General features: G+C 69.6%; 14 protein-coding genes. 5 read left to right on the top strand and 9 right to left on the bottom strand.

Annotated elements, in window-relative coordinates; translation table 11 throughout:
* Window positions 1-7 precede the first annotated feature (7 nt).
* Genes OG852_RS17170 through OG852_RS17160 form a run of 3 tightly spaced genes read right to left on the bottom strand, consistent with a single transcriptional unit; the run spans window position 8 to window position 2,733 of the window.
* Entirely contained in the window at window positions 8-769 is a 762-nt protein-coding gene (locus tag OG852_RS17170; RefSeq protein WP_133912467.1) for an amino acid ABC transporter ATP-binding protein, read from the bottom strand.
* On the bottom strand, window positions 766-1,728 hold the full coding sequence (locus OG852_RS17165) for an amino acid ABC transporter permease (protein WP_133912466.1): 963 nt from the start codon (window positions 1,726-1,728) through the stop codon (window positions 766-768). Before OG852_RS17165 ends, OG852_RS17170 begins: the two co-directional genes overlap by 4 nt.
* Window positions 1,729-1,767: 39 nt before the next feature.
* Entirely contained in the window at window positions 1,768-2,733 is a 966-nt protein-coding gene (locus OG852_RS17160) for an ABC transporter substrate-binding protein (protein WP_133912465.1), read from the bottom strand.
* Between the two features lie 628 nt (window positions 2,734-3,361).
* On the opposite strand from OG852_RS17160, the gene OG852_RS17155 reads away from it, so the two are divergent.
* From OG852_RS17155 to OG852_RS17140, 4 genes are all read left to right on the top strand, one after another.
* Window positions 3,362-4,591, top strand: a complete 1,230-nt coding sequence (locus OG852_RS17155; RefSeq protein ID WP_133912463.1) for an NAD(P)-dependent malic enzyme — start codon at window positions 3,362-3,364, stop codon at window positions 4,589-4,591.
* A 177-nt stretch (window positions 4,592-4,768) separates the two neighbouring features.
* Window positions 4,769-5,737, top strand: a complete 969-nt coding sequence (locus OG852_RS17150; protein ID WP_133912462.1) for a zinc-binding dehydrogenase — start codon at window positions 4,769-4,771, stop codon at window positions 5,735-5,737.
* 160 nt (window positions 5,738-5,897) lie between these two features.
* A complete protein-coding gene (locus OG852_RS17145; RefSeq protein WP_018571396.1) occupies window positions 5,898-6,107 on the top strand; it encodes a helix-turn-helix domain-containing protein in 210 nt (69 codons plus the stop codon).
* The gene (locus tag OG852_RS17140) at window positions 6,107-6,655 is read left to right on the top strand and encodes a Clp protease N-terminal domain-containing protein (RefSeq protein ID WP_133912461.1); all 549 of its coding nucleotides are present in this window, start codon (window positions 6,107-6,109) and stop codon (window positions 6,653-6,655) included. Before OG852_RS17145 ends, OG852_RS17140 begins: the two co-directional genes overlap by 1 nt.
* Window positions 6,656-6,668: 13 nt before the next feature.
* On the opposite strand, the gene OG852_RS17135 is transcribed toward OG852_RS17140, so the two are convergent.
* Both OG852_RS17135 and OG852_RS17130 read right to left on the bottom strand, forming a co-directional pair.
* A complete protein-coding gene (locus OG852_RS17135; RefSeq protein WP_133912460.1) occupies window positions 6,669-7,697 on the bottom strand; it encodes a PadR family transcriptional regulator in 1,029 nt (342 codons plus the stop codon).
* A 1-nt stretch (window position 7,698) separates the two neighbouring features.
* The gene (locus OG852_RS17130) at window positions 7,699-8,658 is read right to left on the bottom strand and encodes a DUF4097 family beta strand repeat-containing protein (protein ID WP_133912459.1); all 960 of its coding nucleotides are present in this window, start codon (window positions 8,656-8,658) and stop codon (window positions 7,699-7,701) included.
* A 137-nt stretch (window positions 8,659-8,795) separates the two neighbouring features.
* On the opposite strand from OG852_RS17130, the gene OG852_RS17125 reads away from it, so the two are divergent.
* A complete protein-coding gene (locus OG852_RS17125) occupies window positions 8,796-8,978 on the top strand; it encodes a DUF6104 family protein (RefSeq protein WP_018535226.1) in 183 nt (60 codons plus the stop codon).
* Between the two features lie 64 nt (window positions 8,979-9,042).
* Here OG852_RS17125 and OG852_RS17120 read toward each other — a convergent pair whose 3' ends face one another.
* The 4 genes from OG852_RS17120 to OG852_RS17105 all read right to left on the bottom strand — a co-directional run bounded on the left by OG852_RS17120 (window position 9,043) and on the right by OG852_RS17105 (window position 15,816).
* Entirely contained in the window at window positions 9,043-12,831 is a 3,789-nt protein-coding gene (locus OG852_RS17120; protein WP_133912458.1) for a multifunctional oxoglutarate decarboxylase/oxoglutarate dehydrogenase thiamine pyrophosphate-binding subunit/dihydrolipoyllysine-residue succinyltransferase subunit, read from the bottom strand.
* A gap of 314 nt (window positions 12,832-13,145) precedes the next feature.
* The gene (locus OG852_RS17115; RefSeq protein WP_133912457.1) at window positions 13,146-14,258 is read right to left on the bottom strand and encodes a sensor histidine kinase; all 1,113 of its coding nucleotides are present in this window, start codon (window positions 14,256-14,258) and stop codon (window positions 13,146-13,148) included.
* Window positions 14,255-14,995 carry a response regulator transcription factor gene (locus tag OG852_RS17110; RefSeq protein WP_133912456.1) on the bottom strand — a complete coding sequence of 247 codons (741 nt, stop codon included), beginning with the start codon at window positions 14,993-14,995 and terminating at the stop codon, window positions 14,255-14,257. The genes OG852_RS17115 and OG852_RS17110 overlap by 4 nt, the downstream gene beginning before the upstream one ends.
* A gap of 122 nt (window positions 14,996-15,117) precedes the next feature.
* Entirely contained in the window at window positions 15,118-15,816 is a 699-nt protein-coding gene (locus OG852_RS17105; protein WP_133912455.1) for a spermidine synthase, read from the bottom strand.
* Between the last annotated feature and the right edge of the window lie 96 nt (window positions 15,817-15,912).

Below are 15,912 nucleotides of genomic sequence, written 5' to 3'. Positions count from 1 at the left end.
CGTACCGCTAGAGCACCTTGGACAGGAACGCCTGGGTCCGTTCGTGCTGCGGGTTGGTCAGGACCTCGCGCGGGTTGCCGGACTCGACGACCACGCCGCCGTCCATGAAGACCAGGCTGTCGCCGACCTCACGGGCGAAGCCCATCTCGTGCGTGACGACGACCATCGTCATGCCCGACTCGGCCAGGTCGCGCATGACGTCGAGGACGTCACCGACCAGCTCCGGGTCCAGGGCCGAGGTCGGCTCGTCGAACAGCATCAGCTTGGGCTCCATGGCGAGGGCCCGCGCGATGGCCACGCGCTGCTGCTGGCCGCCGGAGAGCTGCGAGGGGTAGTTCCCGGCCTTGTCGGCGAGGCCGACGCGGTCCAGGAGCTGCCGCGCGCGTTCCCTGGCCTCGTTCTTGTTGGAGCCCTTGACCTGGATGGGCGCCTCGATGACGTTCTCCAGCGCCGTCATGTGCGGGAACAGGTTGAACCGCTGGAACACCATGCCGATGTCCCGGCGCTGCAGCGCGACCTCGCTGTCCTTGAGCTCGTACAGCTTGTCGCCCTTCTGGCGGTAGCCCACCAGGTTCCCGTCGACGTAGAGCCGGCCGGCGTTGATCTTCTCCAGGTGGTTGATGCACCGCAGGAAGGTCGACTTGCCGGAGCCGGACGGGCCGATGAGGCAGAACACCTCACCGTTCCTGACCTCCAGGTCGATGCCCTTGAGGACCTCGACCGCGCCGAAGGACTTGTGGACGCCCTCGGCCTTCACCATCGCGGTCATGCCGTGCTCCTCGAGGATCCGAACAGGTTGGCCCTGATCTTCTGGAAGACCGTGGGCGGGAGGCTGCGGCTCGAACCGCGTGCGTAGTACCGCTCCAGGTAGTACTGGAAGACGCTGAAGATGCTGGTCATGACCAGGTACCAGATGGACGCGACGAACAGCAGTTCCATCACGGCGAACGACGACGAGCCGATCACCGAGGTCGAACGCAGCAGCTCGTTGTACGTCACCACGTACACCAGCGACGAGGTCTTCAGCATGTTGATGAACTCGTTGCCGGTCGGCGGCACGATCACCCGCATCGCCTGCGGGATCACGATCCGGCGCAGCGTCTTGCCGTGGCTCATGCCGAGCGCGTGCGCCGCCTCGGTCTGGCCCTCGTCCACCGCCAGCAGACCGGCACGGCAGATTTCGGCCATGTACGCGGCCTCGTTCAGACCCAGGCCGAGCAGGGCGCACATGAACGGCGTCATGACGTCCGTCATCTCGTCCTTGTAGATCGGACCGAGGTTCAGCATCGGGAAGATCAGCGCCAGGTTGAACCACATCAGCAGCTGGACGTAGACCGGGGTGCCGCGGAAGAACCAGATGTACAGCCAGGCGACGGTGCTGGTCACCGGGTTCTTCGACAGGCGCATCACGGCCAGCAGGATGCCGAGGACCACACCGAGCACCATCGCCAGGATGCTGATCAGCAGGGTGCGCCCGGCACCGGCGACGACCGTCGAGTCGAAGATCTTGTCGCCGACCGTAGACCACTGGATGTCACCGTTGGCGAACGCGTTGATCAGCAGAGCGAGCAGCGCGACGACGACGACACCGCTGACCCAGCGGCCCCAGTGGCGCACCGGGATGGCCTTGATGGCCTCCGGCGGGCCGGCGTACGCCGAGTCCTTGGAGACCGGAGGGGTGTCCTCCGGCGGTGCGCCCGCAGGGGTCTTGTCGAGCTTGTCAGTCATGGGGACTGCCCTTCGAAGGCTTCGAGCTGTGCGGGTGGATCACTTGCCGCCGTTGATCGCGGACTGGCTGATCGCGCCGCTCTCGGCGCCCCACTTCTCCAGCACCTTCTGGTACGAGCCGTCCTTGATGATCGCGTCGACGGCCTCCTTCAGGGCGTCGCGCAGCTCGGTGTTCTTCTTGGCGACGACGATGCCGAACGGGGCGGCCTCGTACTGCTTGTCGAGGACCTCGAAGGTGTTGCCGCCGCCGGCCTTGCGGGCCATGTCCACGGCGACCGGGTAGTCGTTGACGCCGGCCACGGCACCGCCGGACTTCACGCGGGTCTGGGCCTCGGTGTCGTTCTCGAAGGACTCGATCTTCAGGGCCTTCTTGCCACCGCTCGTACACGTCTTGGACTGCGCCTGGAGGGCCTCCTCGTAGGTGGTGCCCCGCTGCACGGCGACGGTCTGGCCGCACAGGTCGTCCAGGGACTGGATGCCCTTGGGGTTGCCCTTCTGCACGTAGATGGCCGTGCCGGCGGTGAAGTAGTCGACGAAGTCCACGCCCTCACCGAGCTTCTTGCCGCTGTCGTCCAGGCCCTCCTGGCGCTGCTTGTTGTCCGTGATGGACGACATCGCGATGTCGTAGCGGCCCGAGTTGACGGCGGTGATCAGCGTGTCGAAGCCACCGTTGGTGAACTTGAACTCGACGCCGAGCTGCTTGCCGAGCGCGGCCGCGATGTCGGGGTCCACGCCGACGATCTTGCCGCCGTCGACGGACTCCATGGGGGCGTACTCGGCGTTCGTGCCGACCTGGATGACCTTCTTCTTCTGGATCTCGGCCGGCAGCTTCGAGAACAGGGGGGCCGAGGAGGCGCCGCCAGCGGACTCGGAGGAGCCGCTGCCGCTGTCGTTGGTCTGGTCGCCGCAGGCGGAGAGCAGCAAGGCGCCCGCGACCGCGAGAGATCCGACCGCTGCCAGGCGGGTGCGCGCGGCGGTCGTGCGTCGGGTGGTGCTTGCGGTCATTTTGGGTTCCTCCGGCGGATGGATGGAGATGCCGATGGGTCGACACGCGTCGACTGGGTGCGACACATGCCGATGGGTCGACGAGAACACACAGCTTCGGGTGTCGCGACCTCGTGTGATTACGGCATCTTGCCATTCGGACTGCGCCAATCAGGGGGCCAGCCATGTCAAAATCGGATAACGGGCGACCCCCGAGCCGCACAGTCCGGTCCATCACGGCCGGGCGACGCCGGACCATCTGCGGGAATCCAGCCCCGCGGCCGGAGGATCTTCGGTTCATCTCACCATGTGATCGCCGACCGTGCGCTCCGCCCGTTCAGTTGAGTTCGTGTCAAGGCTTCACCAGGCCTTGGCCGGTCTTCGCGCATGAGTCATGTCACTCGTGATCACCTCTGTCGAGGGTCCACAGCCCGAGCGATGTGACCTTGCACCGATTGGACTCGTCGGCTGTGGTCTCCGTCCGGTATGAAGGTTCTTTACACCCCTCATCCGGGGCTCAGGGCGCGTGTGCGGCGCGCCCGACGCGCAGGCGCCCGTACGCATCAGCTCAGGGCCCTGTGCGATGCCCGCCCACTCCTCACCCGGAGTGGCCACCCTCAAACCAAGAACAGCTAAGGGGTACATCGAAGTGGCAGCGGAGATCGTCAATCCACGCAGCGAGAGCGCGGACCATACGGGCCCGGAGGGCGGTGCGGAGCCCCTCGATTCGTTCGATCCGGCGTTCGCGCTGCACCGCGGCGGCAAGATGGCCGTGCAGGCCACCGTCCCGGTCCGCGACAAGGACGACCTGTCCCTCGCCTACACGCCCGGCGTCGCACGCGTGTGCACCGCGATCGCGGAACAGCCGGACCTGGTGAACGACTACACCTGGAAGTCCTCCGTCGTCGCCGTCGTCACCGACGGCACGGCCGTCCTCGGCCTCGGGGACATCGGGCCGGAGGCCTCCCTCCCCGTCATGGAGGGCAAGGCCATCCTGTTCAAGCAGTTCGGCGGGGTCGACGCGGTTCCGATCGCGCTGGCCTGCACCGGCGTGGACGAGATCGTCGAGACGGTGGTGCGCCTCGCTCCCTCGTTCGGCGGTGTGAACCTGGAGGACATCTCGGCGCCCCGGTGCTTCGAGATCGAGCGCCGCCTCCAGGAGGCGCTGGACATCCCGGTCTTCCACGACGACCAGCACGGTACGGCGGTCGTGACGCTGGCGGCGCTGCGCAACGCGGCGCGGCTGAGCGGGCGGTCCATCGCCGACCTCAGGGCCGTGATCTCGGGCGCCGGCGCGGCCGGGGTCGCCATCGCGAAGATGCTGGTCGAGGCCGGTATCGGGGATGTGGCGCTCACCGACCGCAAGGGCATCGTCTCCGCGGACCGCGAGGACCTCACCGACGTCAAGCGCGAGGTCGCCGGGTTCACCAACAAGGCGGGGCTGAGCGGCTCGCTGGAGGACGCGCTGGCGGGCGCGGACGTCTTCATCGGCGTCTCCGGCGGTACGGTCCCGGAGGAGGCGGTGGCCTCCATGGCGAAGGGCGCGTTCGTCTTCGCCATGGCCAACCCGAACCCCGAGGTCCACCCCGATGTCGCCCACAAGTACGCGGCGGTCGTCGCGACCGGGCGGTCGGACTTCCCGAACCAGATCAACAACGTGCTGGCGTTCCCCGGGATCTTCGCGGGGGCGCTGCAGGTGCGGGCTTCTCGGATCACCGAGGGGATGAAGATCGCGGCCGCTGAGGCGCTGGCGGGTGTGGTCGGCGACGATCTCGCCGCCGACTACGTCATTCCGTCGCCGTTCGACGAGCGGGTTGCTCCCGCGGTGACTGCGGCGGTCGCCGCGGCTGCTCGTGCGGAGGGCGTTGCCCGCCGCTGAGGCGCACTCGAATGGCCCCGTCCGCCAGGACGGGGCCATTCCTTTGCCCACCCATCCGCCCGATCGGGTGATGACCGGGGAACGTCGCGACGGGTGGGCTCGGGCGGTGCGCAAGAGGGCATGTCTCACAGTGGTCCCCGGTTTCGTTGGTTCCTCCCGGGGCCTATCGTCAGGTGCATGTTCGCCGTCTACGCCGCCCGAATCGACCGCGACCAGCCGCTTTCCGGACTGGAGTTGGGGGAGCGACCGGCCCCCGAGGCCCGGCCCGGCTGGAGTACCGTCACCGTGCGGGCCGCCTCCCTCAACCATCACGACCTCTGGTCCCTGCGGGGCGTCGGCCTCGCCGAGGACAAGCTGCCAATGATCCTCGGCTGTGACGCCGCCGGTGTCGACGCCGACGGCAACGAGGTCGTCCTGCACTCCGTCATCGGCCAGACCGGGCACGGGGTCGGCCCCAAGGAGCCCCGCTCCATCCTCACCGAGCACTACCAGGGCACCTTCGCCGAGCAGGTCGCCGTGCCGGCCTGGAACATCCTGCCCAAGCCCAGGGAGCTGTCCTTCGCCGAGGCGGCCTGTCTGCCGACCGCCTGGCTGACGGCGTACCGGATGCTCTTCACCAACGCGGGCGTCCGGCCGGGAGACTCGGTCCTCGTGCAGGGGGCCGGCGGGGGTGTCGCGACCGCCGCGATCGTCCTCGGCAAGGCCGCCGGGCTGAAGGTGTTCGCGACCAGCCGGGACGAGGCCAAGCGCAAGCGGGCGCTGGAGCTCGGCGCGGTCGAGGCGGTGGAGCCGGGCGCACGTCTGCCACAGCGGGTGGACGCCGTCATCGAGACCGTCGGCGCCGCCACCTGGTCCCACTCGGTGAAGTCCCTGAAGCCCGGTGGCACCCTCGTCATCTCCGGTGCCACGAGCGGCGACCGGCCCTCGCACGCCGAACTCACCCGGATCTTCTTCCTGGAGCTCAAGGTCGTCGGCTCCACCATGGGCACCAAGGAGGAGCTGGAGGACCTGCTCTCCTTCTGCGCCGTCACCGGGGTCCGTCCCGTCATCGACGAGATCCTTCCCCTCGACCGGGCCCGCGAGGGCTTCGAGCGCCTCGAGTCCGGCGACCAGTTCGGCAAGATCGTGCTCACCAACGCAGGCTGAACACCGCGGGCGGGTCCGGGAGGGTTCCGGGCCCGCCTTTTGCGTGCCCGGGCGCCTGGCCGGTCGCCTGCCCGGGCGCCTGGCCGGTCGCCTGCCCGGTCGCCCGGCCGGTCGTCAACTCCGGTTGACGTACGGCGGGGTGTCAACCTACATTGACACCATGACCGAAGCAACGGATCTCGCCGAGCGTGCCGGCGACCGCGATCCACGGGTCGGACTGCGTGCCGTCGCCGCGCTGCGCAGGCTGCTGGAGCAGCTCGAGGCGGTACAGGTGCGCAGTGCGCGCAACCAGGGCTGGTCGTGGCAGGAGATCGCCGCGGAGCTCGGAGTCAGCAGGCAGGCCGTGCACAAGAAGTACGGGAGGCAGTGATGTTCGAGCGGTTCACGAAGGACGCCCGTGAGGTGGTGCGCGGTGCCGTCGAGCACTGCGCGGAGGCGGGGGTGCGGACCGTCGGGTCCGAACACCTGTTGCTCGCCCTGCTGGAGCGGGAGGGCAGCCGGGGATCCTTCGCGCTGGCCGCCCTCGGGCTCGCCGCCCGCAAGGACTCGGTGCGGGCGGCGCTGGAGGAGACACGCCGGCGTGCGGGGCTCTCCCGCGCCGAGACCGACGCCCTCGCCGGCCTGGGCATCGACGTCACGGAGATCGTCGCCCGGGTGGAGCAGACCCACGGGGTCGGTGCGCTGGCCGTCGGCCGCCGGGCCGGACGTCCGGGATTCGGCCAGGACGCCAAACGGATCCTGGAGCGCTCCCTGCGCATGGCACTGGCCCACCGCGACCGGCGCATCGGCGACGAACACATCCTCCTCGCCCTCACCACCCACCCCGGCCCCGCGGCCGAGGTCCTCGCCGACCACGGGGTGACGCACACGGCCCTGACCCGGGTGCTCTACGGCCCCGGAGACGCCCTGGCGGGCTGACCGCCGCGGGTTCTCAGGCCTTCGACGCCCGCAGTATCGCTCCGATGTGGGCCGCCGCCGAGGACAAATGGCGGCGGGCCTCGCGGAGCTGGTCGGCGGTGACGCCGTGGTCGCGGGCCGCGTCGCGGATGTCGTCGCGGAACCGGTCGAGCAGACGGTCCAGATCGCGGGCCGGGTCGCCGCTGGAGTCCTCGTGGGCCCACGCCGGCTCGTAGTCGGCGGGGAAGTCCTCGGGGGTGTGGGAGTAGGCCGGGGCCGGATCGGCGGGGGTGCGGCCGAAGCCCAGGTCCTTGCCGAACTCCTTGCCGAAGTCCTTGCCGAACTCTCCGAACTCCCTGGCCAGTTCGGTCAGTCCCTCCCGGACGCCCGTCGGCCAGTCGCCGCGCGCGAAGTGGTCCTGGACCTGCTCCTGGACCCGCCGCGCGATGCGCTGCATCTCCTCCTGCGCCTGGGCCCGGGCATGGTCCTGCGCCTCCTTGGCCTGACGACGGGCCCGCTGGGCCTCGTCACGGGCCCGGCGGCTCTCGTCCTTGGCCCGGCGGGCCTGCTCCTTCCACTCCTGCTTGACGCGGCGCATCTCCTCCTTGGCGGCCCGCCAGGACTCCTTGTCGGCGTACTCGCCCGGGTCGGGGACCGGGCCGGCGCGGCCGTCCCTCCGGGCCTCGCTCGCCGCCGCCCGCATCTCCCGCCGCAGATCACCCGCCGCGCCCCGCACATCGGCCCTGATCTCCGCGGCCAGTTCCGCGACGGACTCGCGGATCTCCAGCTCCAGATCGGCCAGTTCCCCGCTGCGGTCGGCCAGTTCGGCCCGGCCCGCGTCGGTGATCGCGTACACCTTGCGGCCGCCCTCGCTGGTGTGGGTGACCAGTCCCTCGGCCTCCAGCTTGGCAAGGCGGGGGTAGACCGTGCCCGCCGACGGCGCGTACAGCCCCTGGAAGCGCTCCTCCAGGAGGCGGATCACCTCGTAGCCGTGGCGCGGGGCCTCGTCGAGCAGCTTCAACAGATAGAGCCGGAGACGGCCGTGGGCGAAGACGGGAGGCATGTCAGAGCACCTTCTTGTCGGTCGTGCTGTCGGCCGGGCCGACGGAGGGGGATCCGCCGCCCGGGCCGGAATCGGCATTGTCCCCCGCGCTGGAACCGGTGCCGGACCACTCCGCGCGATCCCGGTCCGCCGCATCCGCCGCGTCCGATGCGTCCTCCGTGGGCGGGCGTCGGAGCAGGGCGATCGAGCCGGAGACCGTCGTCGCCTTCAGCCTGCCGTTGCCCGCGCCCAGCCGGCCGGTGATCCGTTTGGCGCCCCACTGGCCGCTCACCCGGAGATCCTCGAAGGCGTTGGAGACGGCGCCGCTCGCGGTGTTCGCCTCCACCTCCGCGTCCGCCGGGTGGGGCAGCCGGATGGCGATCTCGCCCGAGACGTTCGCCAGGGAGATCTCCGTGGGCCCGCTCGTCGGGTCCACGTCGACGATCATCGAGCCGCTCACCGAGTCGGCCTTCACGGACGAGCCGGCCTCCACGACGGTCAGGTCCCCGGAGACGGAGTTGAAGCGCAGATCGCCGGTGAGGGCCTGGGCCTCCACGCTCCCCGAGACCGTGTCCGCGCGGACCGTGCCCGCGAGGCCGACCAGGGTGGTGTCGCCGGTGACGCCCTTGATCTCCGTACGCCCGTCGATCCCGGAGACCGTCGCGCCGGCGCTGACCACCCCCACCTCCACACGGGTGCCGGCCGGGACGGCCAGGGAGACCACGGCGCTGCGCCGCCACCCCTTGCGGTCGAGCCACTTGAGCAGGCCCTTCCAGGGCAGATCGTCGTACGCCACCGTCAAGGTGCCGTCACGGTGACTCACCGCCAAGGGCGGCCCCTCGATCCGGGACACCTCCAGACGGGCGGGGCCCTCGTCGGTGCCCACCACGTTCACCGTGCCGTCGACGATGCGGACGTGCAGGGTGCTGACGGGCTCGTCGAAAGTGAGCTTCCGCGGCTCGGCGACGGACCATTCGGACATGGGGGACCTCCTCGGCGCACGGCATCACGCCATATCGCGTCTTCTCCCATTCACGATATATCGCGGACGTCGGAAGTCAAGACACGCGTGGGGCGGCCTACCCTGGGGGCGTAGGCCCACAGGAGCAGGAGCGAGAGTTGTACTTCACCGACCGAGGCATCGAGGAGCTGGAGAAGCGGCGCGGCGAGGAGGAGGTCACCTTCGAGTGGCTCGCCGAGCAGCTGCGGACCTTCGTCGACCTGAACCCGGACTTCGAGGTGCCGGTGGAGCGCCTGGCGACCTGGCTGGCGCGGCTGGACGACGAGGACGACGAGGACTGAGGAACGCACAAGAGCCCGCCCCGGACATGTCCGGGGCGGGCTCTTGTGACGATGGGTCAGAGGCTCACGCCTCGAACACCTCACGCACGAGCTGCTCCTGCTCCGCCTGGTGGCGCTTGGCGGAGCCGACGGCCGGGGACGAGCCGTGCGGCCGCGAGATGCGGCGCAGACGCTCGCCGTGCGGGACGTCGGCGCCGACCGCCAGGTCGAGGTGGTCGATCAGGTTGAGCGCGATGAACGGCCAGGCACCCTGGTTCGCCGGCTCCTCCTGGGCCCACAGGTACTTCTCGGCGTTCGGGTACTTGTTGACCTCCGCCTGGACCTCGGCACCCGGCAGCGGGTAGAGGCGCTCGAGGCGGATGATCGCCGTGTCCGTGACACCGCGCTTCTGACGCTCGGCGTCCAGGTCGTAGTAGACCTTGCCGGCGCAGAAGACGACCTTCTTGACCGCGTTCGGCTCGACCGAGGTGTCGCCGATGACGGGCCGGAACTGGCCCGAGGTGAACTCCTCCGCCTTCGAGGCCGCGGCCTTCAGGCGCAGCATCGACTTCGGGGTGAAGACGACCAGCGGCTTGTGGTGCGGGTTGTGCACCTGCCACCGCAGGAGGTGGAAGTAGTTCGACGGCAGGGTCGGCATGGCGACCGTCATGTTGTTCTGGGCGCAGAGCTGGAGGAAGCGCTCGACACGGGCCGAGGAGTGGTCCGGGCCCTGGCCCTCGTAGCCGTGCGGGAGCAGCAGGGTGACGCCGCTGGTCTGGCCCCACTTCTGCTCGGCCGCCGAGATGTACTCGTCGACCACCGTCTGCGCGCCGTTGACGAAGTCGCCGAACTGCGCCTCCCACATCACGAGCGCGTCGGGGCGGGCCAGCGAGTAGCCGTACTCGAAGCCCATGACCGCGTACTCGGACAGCAGGGAGTTGTAGACGTTGTAGCGGGCCTGGTCCTCGGCGAGGTACTGGAGCGGGGTGTGCTCCTCGCCCGTCTCACGGTCGATGAGGACCGCGTGGCGCTGGCCGAAGGTGCCCCGCTGGGAGTCCTGGCCGGACAGACGGACCGGGGTGCCCTCCAGGAGGAGGGAGCCGACCGCGAGGGTCTCGCCCATGCCCCAGTCGATCGTGCCGTCCTCGACCATCGCCGCACGGCGCTGCAGCTGCGGCAGCAGACGCGGGTGCACGTGGAAGTAGTCGGGGATGTTGACCTGGGACTCGGCGATGCGCTTGACGACCTCGGCGGAGACCGCGGTCGGGACCGCGACGGGGAAGCCGTCCTGCGGGTCGTGGGAGTCGCCGGGGGCGGGCTGCGCGGTGGCCTCGCGGACCTCCGTGAAGACCTTCTCCAGCTGGCCCTGGTAGTCCTGCAGGGCCTGCTCGGCCTCTTCCAGGGTGATGTCGCCGCGACCGATCAGGGACTCGGTGTAGAGCTTGCGCACCGAGCGCTTCTTGTCGATCAGGTCGTACATCAGCGGCTGGGTGAAGGCCGGGTTGTCCGACTCGTTGTGACCGCGGCGGCGGTAGCAGATGAGGTCGATCACCACGTCCTTGTTGAACGCCTGGCGGAACTCGAAGGCCAGCCGGGCGACCCGGACGACGGCCTCGGGGTCGTCGCCGTTGACGTGGAAGATCGGGGCCTCGATCATGCGGGCCACGTCCGTCGCGTACATGGAGGAACGCGAGGACTCGGGGGCCGCGGTGAAGCCGACCTGGTTGTTGATGACGATGTGGACCGTGCCGCCGGTGCGGTAGCCGCGCAGCTGCGACATGTTCAGGGTCTCGGCCACCACGCCCTGGCCCGCGAAGGCCGCGTCGCCGTGCAGGGCCACCGGCAGGACGGTGAAGTCCGTGCCGCCCTTGTTGATGATGTCCTGCTTGGCGCGGGTGATGCCCTCGATGACCGGGTCGACCGTCTCCAGGTGGGACGGGTTGGCGGCCAGGGAGACCTTGATCTGCTCGCCGTCGAGGCCGGTGAAGGTGCCCTCGGCGCCCAGGTGGTACTTCACGTCGCCGGAGCCGTGCATCGACTTCGGGTCGAGGTTGCCCTCGAACTCGCGGAAGATCTGCGCGTACGACTTGCCGACGATGTTGGCCAGGACGTTCAGCCGGCCGCGGTGGGCCATGCCGATGACGACCTCGTCCAGGCGGGACTCCGCGGCGCTGTCGATGACCGCGTCGAGGAGCGGGATGACGGACTCGCCGCCCTCCAGGGAGAAGCGCTTCTGGCCGACGTACTTCGTCTGCAGGAAGGTCTCGAAGGCCTCGGCGGCGTTCAGCCGGCGCAGGATGCGCAGCTGCTCCTCGCGCTCCGGCTTGGTGTGCGCGCGCTCGATGCGGTCCTGGATCCAGCGGCGCTGCTTCGGGTCCTGGATGTGCATGAACTCGATGCCGGTGGTGCGGCAGTACGAGTCGCGCAGCACGCCGAGGATGTCGCGCAGCTTCATCAGGGACTTGCCGGCGAAGCCGCCGACGGCGAACTCGCGCTCCAGGTCCCACAGGGTGAGGCCGTGCTCGGTGATGTCCAGGTCGGGGTGCTTGCGCTGGCGGTACTCCAGCGGGTCGGTGTCGGCCATGACGTGGCCGCGGACCCGGTAGGAGTGGATCAGCTCGAAGACCCGGGCGGCCTTGGTGACGTCGTCGTCGTGGCTGGCGTCGATGTCCTTGAGCCAGCGGACCGGCTCGTAGGGGATGCGCAGCGCCTCGAAGATGTCGTCGTAGAAGCCCTGCTCGCCGAGGAGGAAGTTCGCGACGATCCGCAGGAACTCGCCGGAGGCGGCGCCCTGGATGACCCGGTGGTCGTAGGTCGACGTGAGCGTCATGACCTTCGAGATGCCGAGCTTGTTCAGGGTGTCCTGGCTGGTGCCCTGGAACTCCGCCGGGTAGTCCATGGAGCCGACGCCCATGATGACGGACTGGCCGGGCATCAGACGCGGCACGGAGTGGACGGTGCCGAGGCCGCCGGGGTTGGTCAGGGAGACCGTGACACCGGTGAAGTCGTCCATCGTCAGCTTGCCGTCGCGGGCGCGGCGGACGATGTCCTCGTAGGCCTGCCAGAACTCGAAGAAGTTCAGCGTCTCGGCCTTCTTGATGCCGGCGACGACGAGCTGACGGTCGCCGTTGGGCTTCACCAGGTCGATGGCGAGACCGAAGTTGACGTGCGGCGGCTTGACGAGGGTGGGCTTCCCGTCCTTCTCCGCGTAGTGCCAGTTCATCGACGGCATGGCCTTGATGGCCTGCACCATCGCGAAGCCGATCAGGTGCGTGAAGGAGATCTTCCCGCCCCGGGCGCGCTTGAGGTGGTTGTTGATGACGATGCGGTTGTCGAACAGCAGCTTCACCGGGACCGCGCGGACCGAGGTGGCGGTCGGCAGCTCCAGGGAGGCGTTCATGTTCTTGGCGACCGCGGCGGCCGGGCCGCGCAGCGTGATCAGCTCGGGGCCCTCGGGCGCCGTGGCGGTGGCCTGAGGAGCGGCGGCGGCCGGCTTCGCGGGCGCCGGGGCTGCCTTCGCCGGAGCGGGCGCGGGCGCGGCCGGAGCGGGCGCGGCGGCCGCGGGCTTCGGGGCGGCGGCCGGGGCCGGCACGGGAGCCGGGGCGGCCGGTGCGGCGGGCGCCGGGGGCGTGGTGGTGGCTGCGGCCCCCGCGGCCGCAGTACCCGCCGGAGCCGGGGCGGAGGCCGCGCCCGGCTTGTAGTCGGCGAAGAAGTCCCACCAGGCACGGTCTACCGAATTCGGGTCCTGGAGGTACTGCTGATAGATCTCGTCGACGAGCCACTCGTTCGGGCCGAACGCGGCAGCGGGGTTCTTGCCCGCTTGGTCTGCGTCGGTCGAGATGCTCGATGCGTTACTGGGGGACTGTGGCGACACGGCGGCAACCGCCCTCTTCCGCTTCACAAGGTGATGGACAGCGGGAATAAAGGCTACGCCCCCAAGAGCACGAAGGTCAGGTCGAGCCGGTCCATCGTCGCGTAAGTCACATCGGAAAGCGTGTTTCGGGGGTTGAAATGGCGGGAAACAAGCGCGGTTGCGCTCAGAAAAGGGTGCGTGGGGACAGGTCGCGCACAGCAACCGTGCGGACCCCCTGCGAACCGGTGCCGACCTGCACCGGCCCTGCGCCTGATCACACGTGTCCGACGAGGCGGACAGCCGGTGGATCTTGTGGCTCCGGTTCGCACTTTACGTCAACTTTGAAGAGAAGGCTCTCCCGGAAGAGTGATAAGAATCCGGCAACCCCGCTCGGATTCGGCCACTCCGATCCGTCCGCCGTGCAGATCGACCGCCCACCGGGCGATCGCCAGTCCCAGCCCCGTACCGCCGTCGCTGCCCGGGCCGTGCGGCCGGCGGACGGCTCCCCGGTTGAACCGCTCGAAGACGCGGTGCCACTCCGAGCGCGGTATGCCGGGGCCCTCGTCCAGGACCTCCAGCTCCAGCGAGTCCGGCTGGCTCCCGCGCCGCGCCTTCACCGTCACCCGTCCGTGCGGCGGACTGTGCTTGACCGCGTTGTCGATCAGGTTCGCCACGACCTGGTGGATGCGCTCCGGATCCGCGTGCACGGTCAGCTCCGGCGGGCAGACGTCCAGGTGTAGATGGACGTCCGTGCGCGTGTGGCTGCCGCCCGAGCCCATGGTCGCCCGCGCCGAGGCGACCATGTTGGCCTCCTTCAGCACGCCCGACAGATACGGCCACACCTCGAAACGCCGCTTGCGCAGTGGGACGACGCCGTTGTCGAGGCGGGACAGGTCCAGCAGCGTCTCCACCAGCCGGCCGAGCCGCTCGGTCTGCTTCAGGGCCGTGCGCATCGTCTCGGGGTCGGCCTCGGCGATGCCGTCGACCACGTTCTCCAGGACGGCGCGCAGACCCGCGATCGGGGTGCGCAGCTCGTGCGAGACATTGGCGACGAGCTCCTTGCGGTGGGCGTCCTGCGCCTCCAGCTCGTCCGCCATCACGTTGATCGTCTGGGCGAGGTCGCCCAGCTCGTCCCGGCGGTTCTCACGGACCCGGCGGGTGTAGTCACCGTGCGAGATGGAGCGTGCGACCGCGTTCATCTCGTCCAGCGGCGCGGTGAGCGAATGCGCCACGAACTGCGTAATCAGCAGTGTGGCGATCATCGAGAAGACCGTGATGAAGCGGATCTCCGTCTTGGTGTGCACCGCGATCATCGACAGACCCGTGGTGATCAGGACCGAGATGACGACCAGCGCGCCCAGCTTGGTCTTGATCGAGAACGGGCGTACCCCGCCCCAGGGCTCGCCCGAGGTCGAGCCGGGGCCTCTCGGTCCGTCCGCGCCGCTCATGGCGTCGGGGTCTCCAGCGCGTAGCCCACGCCGTGCACCGTGCGGATCCGCTCGGCGCCGATCTTCCGGCGCAGCGCCTTGATGTGGCTGTCGACCGTACGGGTGCCGGAGGCGTCCGCCCAGTCCCAGACCTCGGCGAGGAGCTGCTCACGGGAGAGCACCGCGCGCGGGGTGTTCGCCAGGCAGACCAGCAGGTCGAACTCCGTGGGCGTGAGGTGCACGTCCTCCGAGCGCACCCGTACCCGGCGCTGCGCGTGGTCGATCTCCAGCTCGCCGAGGCGCAGGATGCCGCTGCGGGGCGTGGTGGCCGCGATCGCGGCGCGCTCCACCCGGCGCAGCAGGACGTGCACGCGTGCGGCCAGCTCCCGCATCGAGAACGGCTTGGTCATGTAGTCGTCGGCGCCCACGCCGAGCCCGACCAGCATGTCGGTCTCGTCGTCGCGGGCAGTGAGCATGAGCACCGGCACCGGACGGGCGGCCTGCACCCGGCGGCAGACCTCCAGACCGTCGAAGCCGGGCAGCATGATGTCGAGGATCAGCAGATCGGGCTGCCAGGCCTCGGCGGTGTCGACGGCCGCCGGACCGTCGCCCGCCGTTTGCACGAGGAATCCCTCCGCGCGCAGGCGGGCCGCGATGGCGTCGACGATGGTCGGATCGTCCTCGACCACCAGGACGCGCCGCTGTGCGCCCGGGGTCGCCGTCGTCGTGCCGTTGTGCGAGGTGTGTGTCGTCTCCATCGCCCGCCCCTGAGTGTGCTTTCCGGAACCAGTGGGGTGATCCCTTGTCTGCGCATGACTGCGGTTGACGCGTAAATGATCGGCGTCAGGGATGCAACGTACCCGGAGTCACCGACGCATTGCTATCCAGGCCCGACGGCGGGGCGGACGGCGAGGTGCACGACGTCCGGCACGCCTCGGGCAACCGGGATCTCTTCGGTACGCACCTGCTGGAACCCGGCATTCCGCAAGGTTCCCTCGAATTCCGGAGAGGGTTGGGCGGACCAGACGGCCAGGACACCACCCGGTGTCAACACCCTTGCGCAGTCGGTGAGTCCGGCCGGCGAGTACAGACCGTCGTTGCCCTCGGTGACGGTCCAGCCGGGCCCGTTGTCGATGTCCAGGCACATCGCGTCGAACGTGTCGCACGTCTCACGGAGGTGATCAAGCAGGTCCGTTTCCACGATCGTCGTGCGGGGATCGGCGAGGGCCCGCGCGGAGAGTTCCCCGAGCGGCCCGTCGTGATGCCAGTCGACGACGGCCCGCTCCCGCTCGACGACGGTGATCGCGCCCCAGCGCGGATCGGCGGCGGCGTGCGCGAGCGAGAAACCGACGCCCAGGCCGCCGATCAGCAGCTTCGGTGCGGGTCTGCCGTCCAGCGCGGCCAGCGCGGCGTCGACGAGCAGCCGCTCCGAGCGGCCGTCCGAGGTGTCCATCAGGAAGCAGCCGTTGGCGATGATCTGCAGCAGTTCGCCGTGCCGGCGCAGCACGACCTCGCCGTGGGGCCCCTCGCGACGGTCGAGTACCACGGGTGCGTCGGGGATGTCGTACGAACTGGGCATCGGCCCATCTTGGCACTTTCCTGACGGCCTGTTGACGTATTCGAAAGACGGCCGGTCGGACGGGGGGCGTGAGCTGGGTGTGACGTTGACGAACGT

The sequence above is a fragment of the Streptomyces sp. NBC_00582 genome, assembly GCF_036345155.1.
GTDB lineage: Bacteria > Actinomycetota > Actinomycetes > Streptomycetales > Streptomycetaceae > Streptomyces.
Note: the sequence above shows the minus strand (reverse complement) of the source record. Positions and strands in the feature narration are given on the sequence as shown.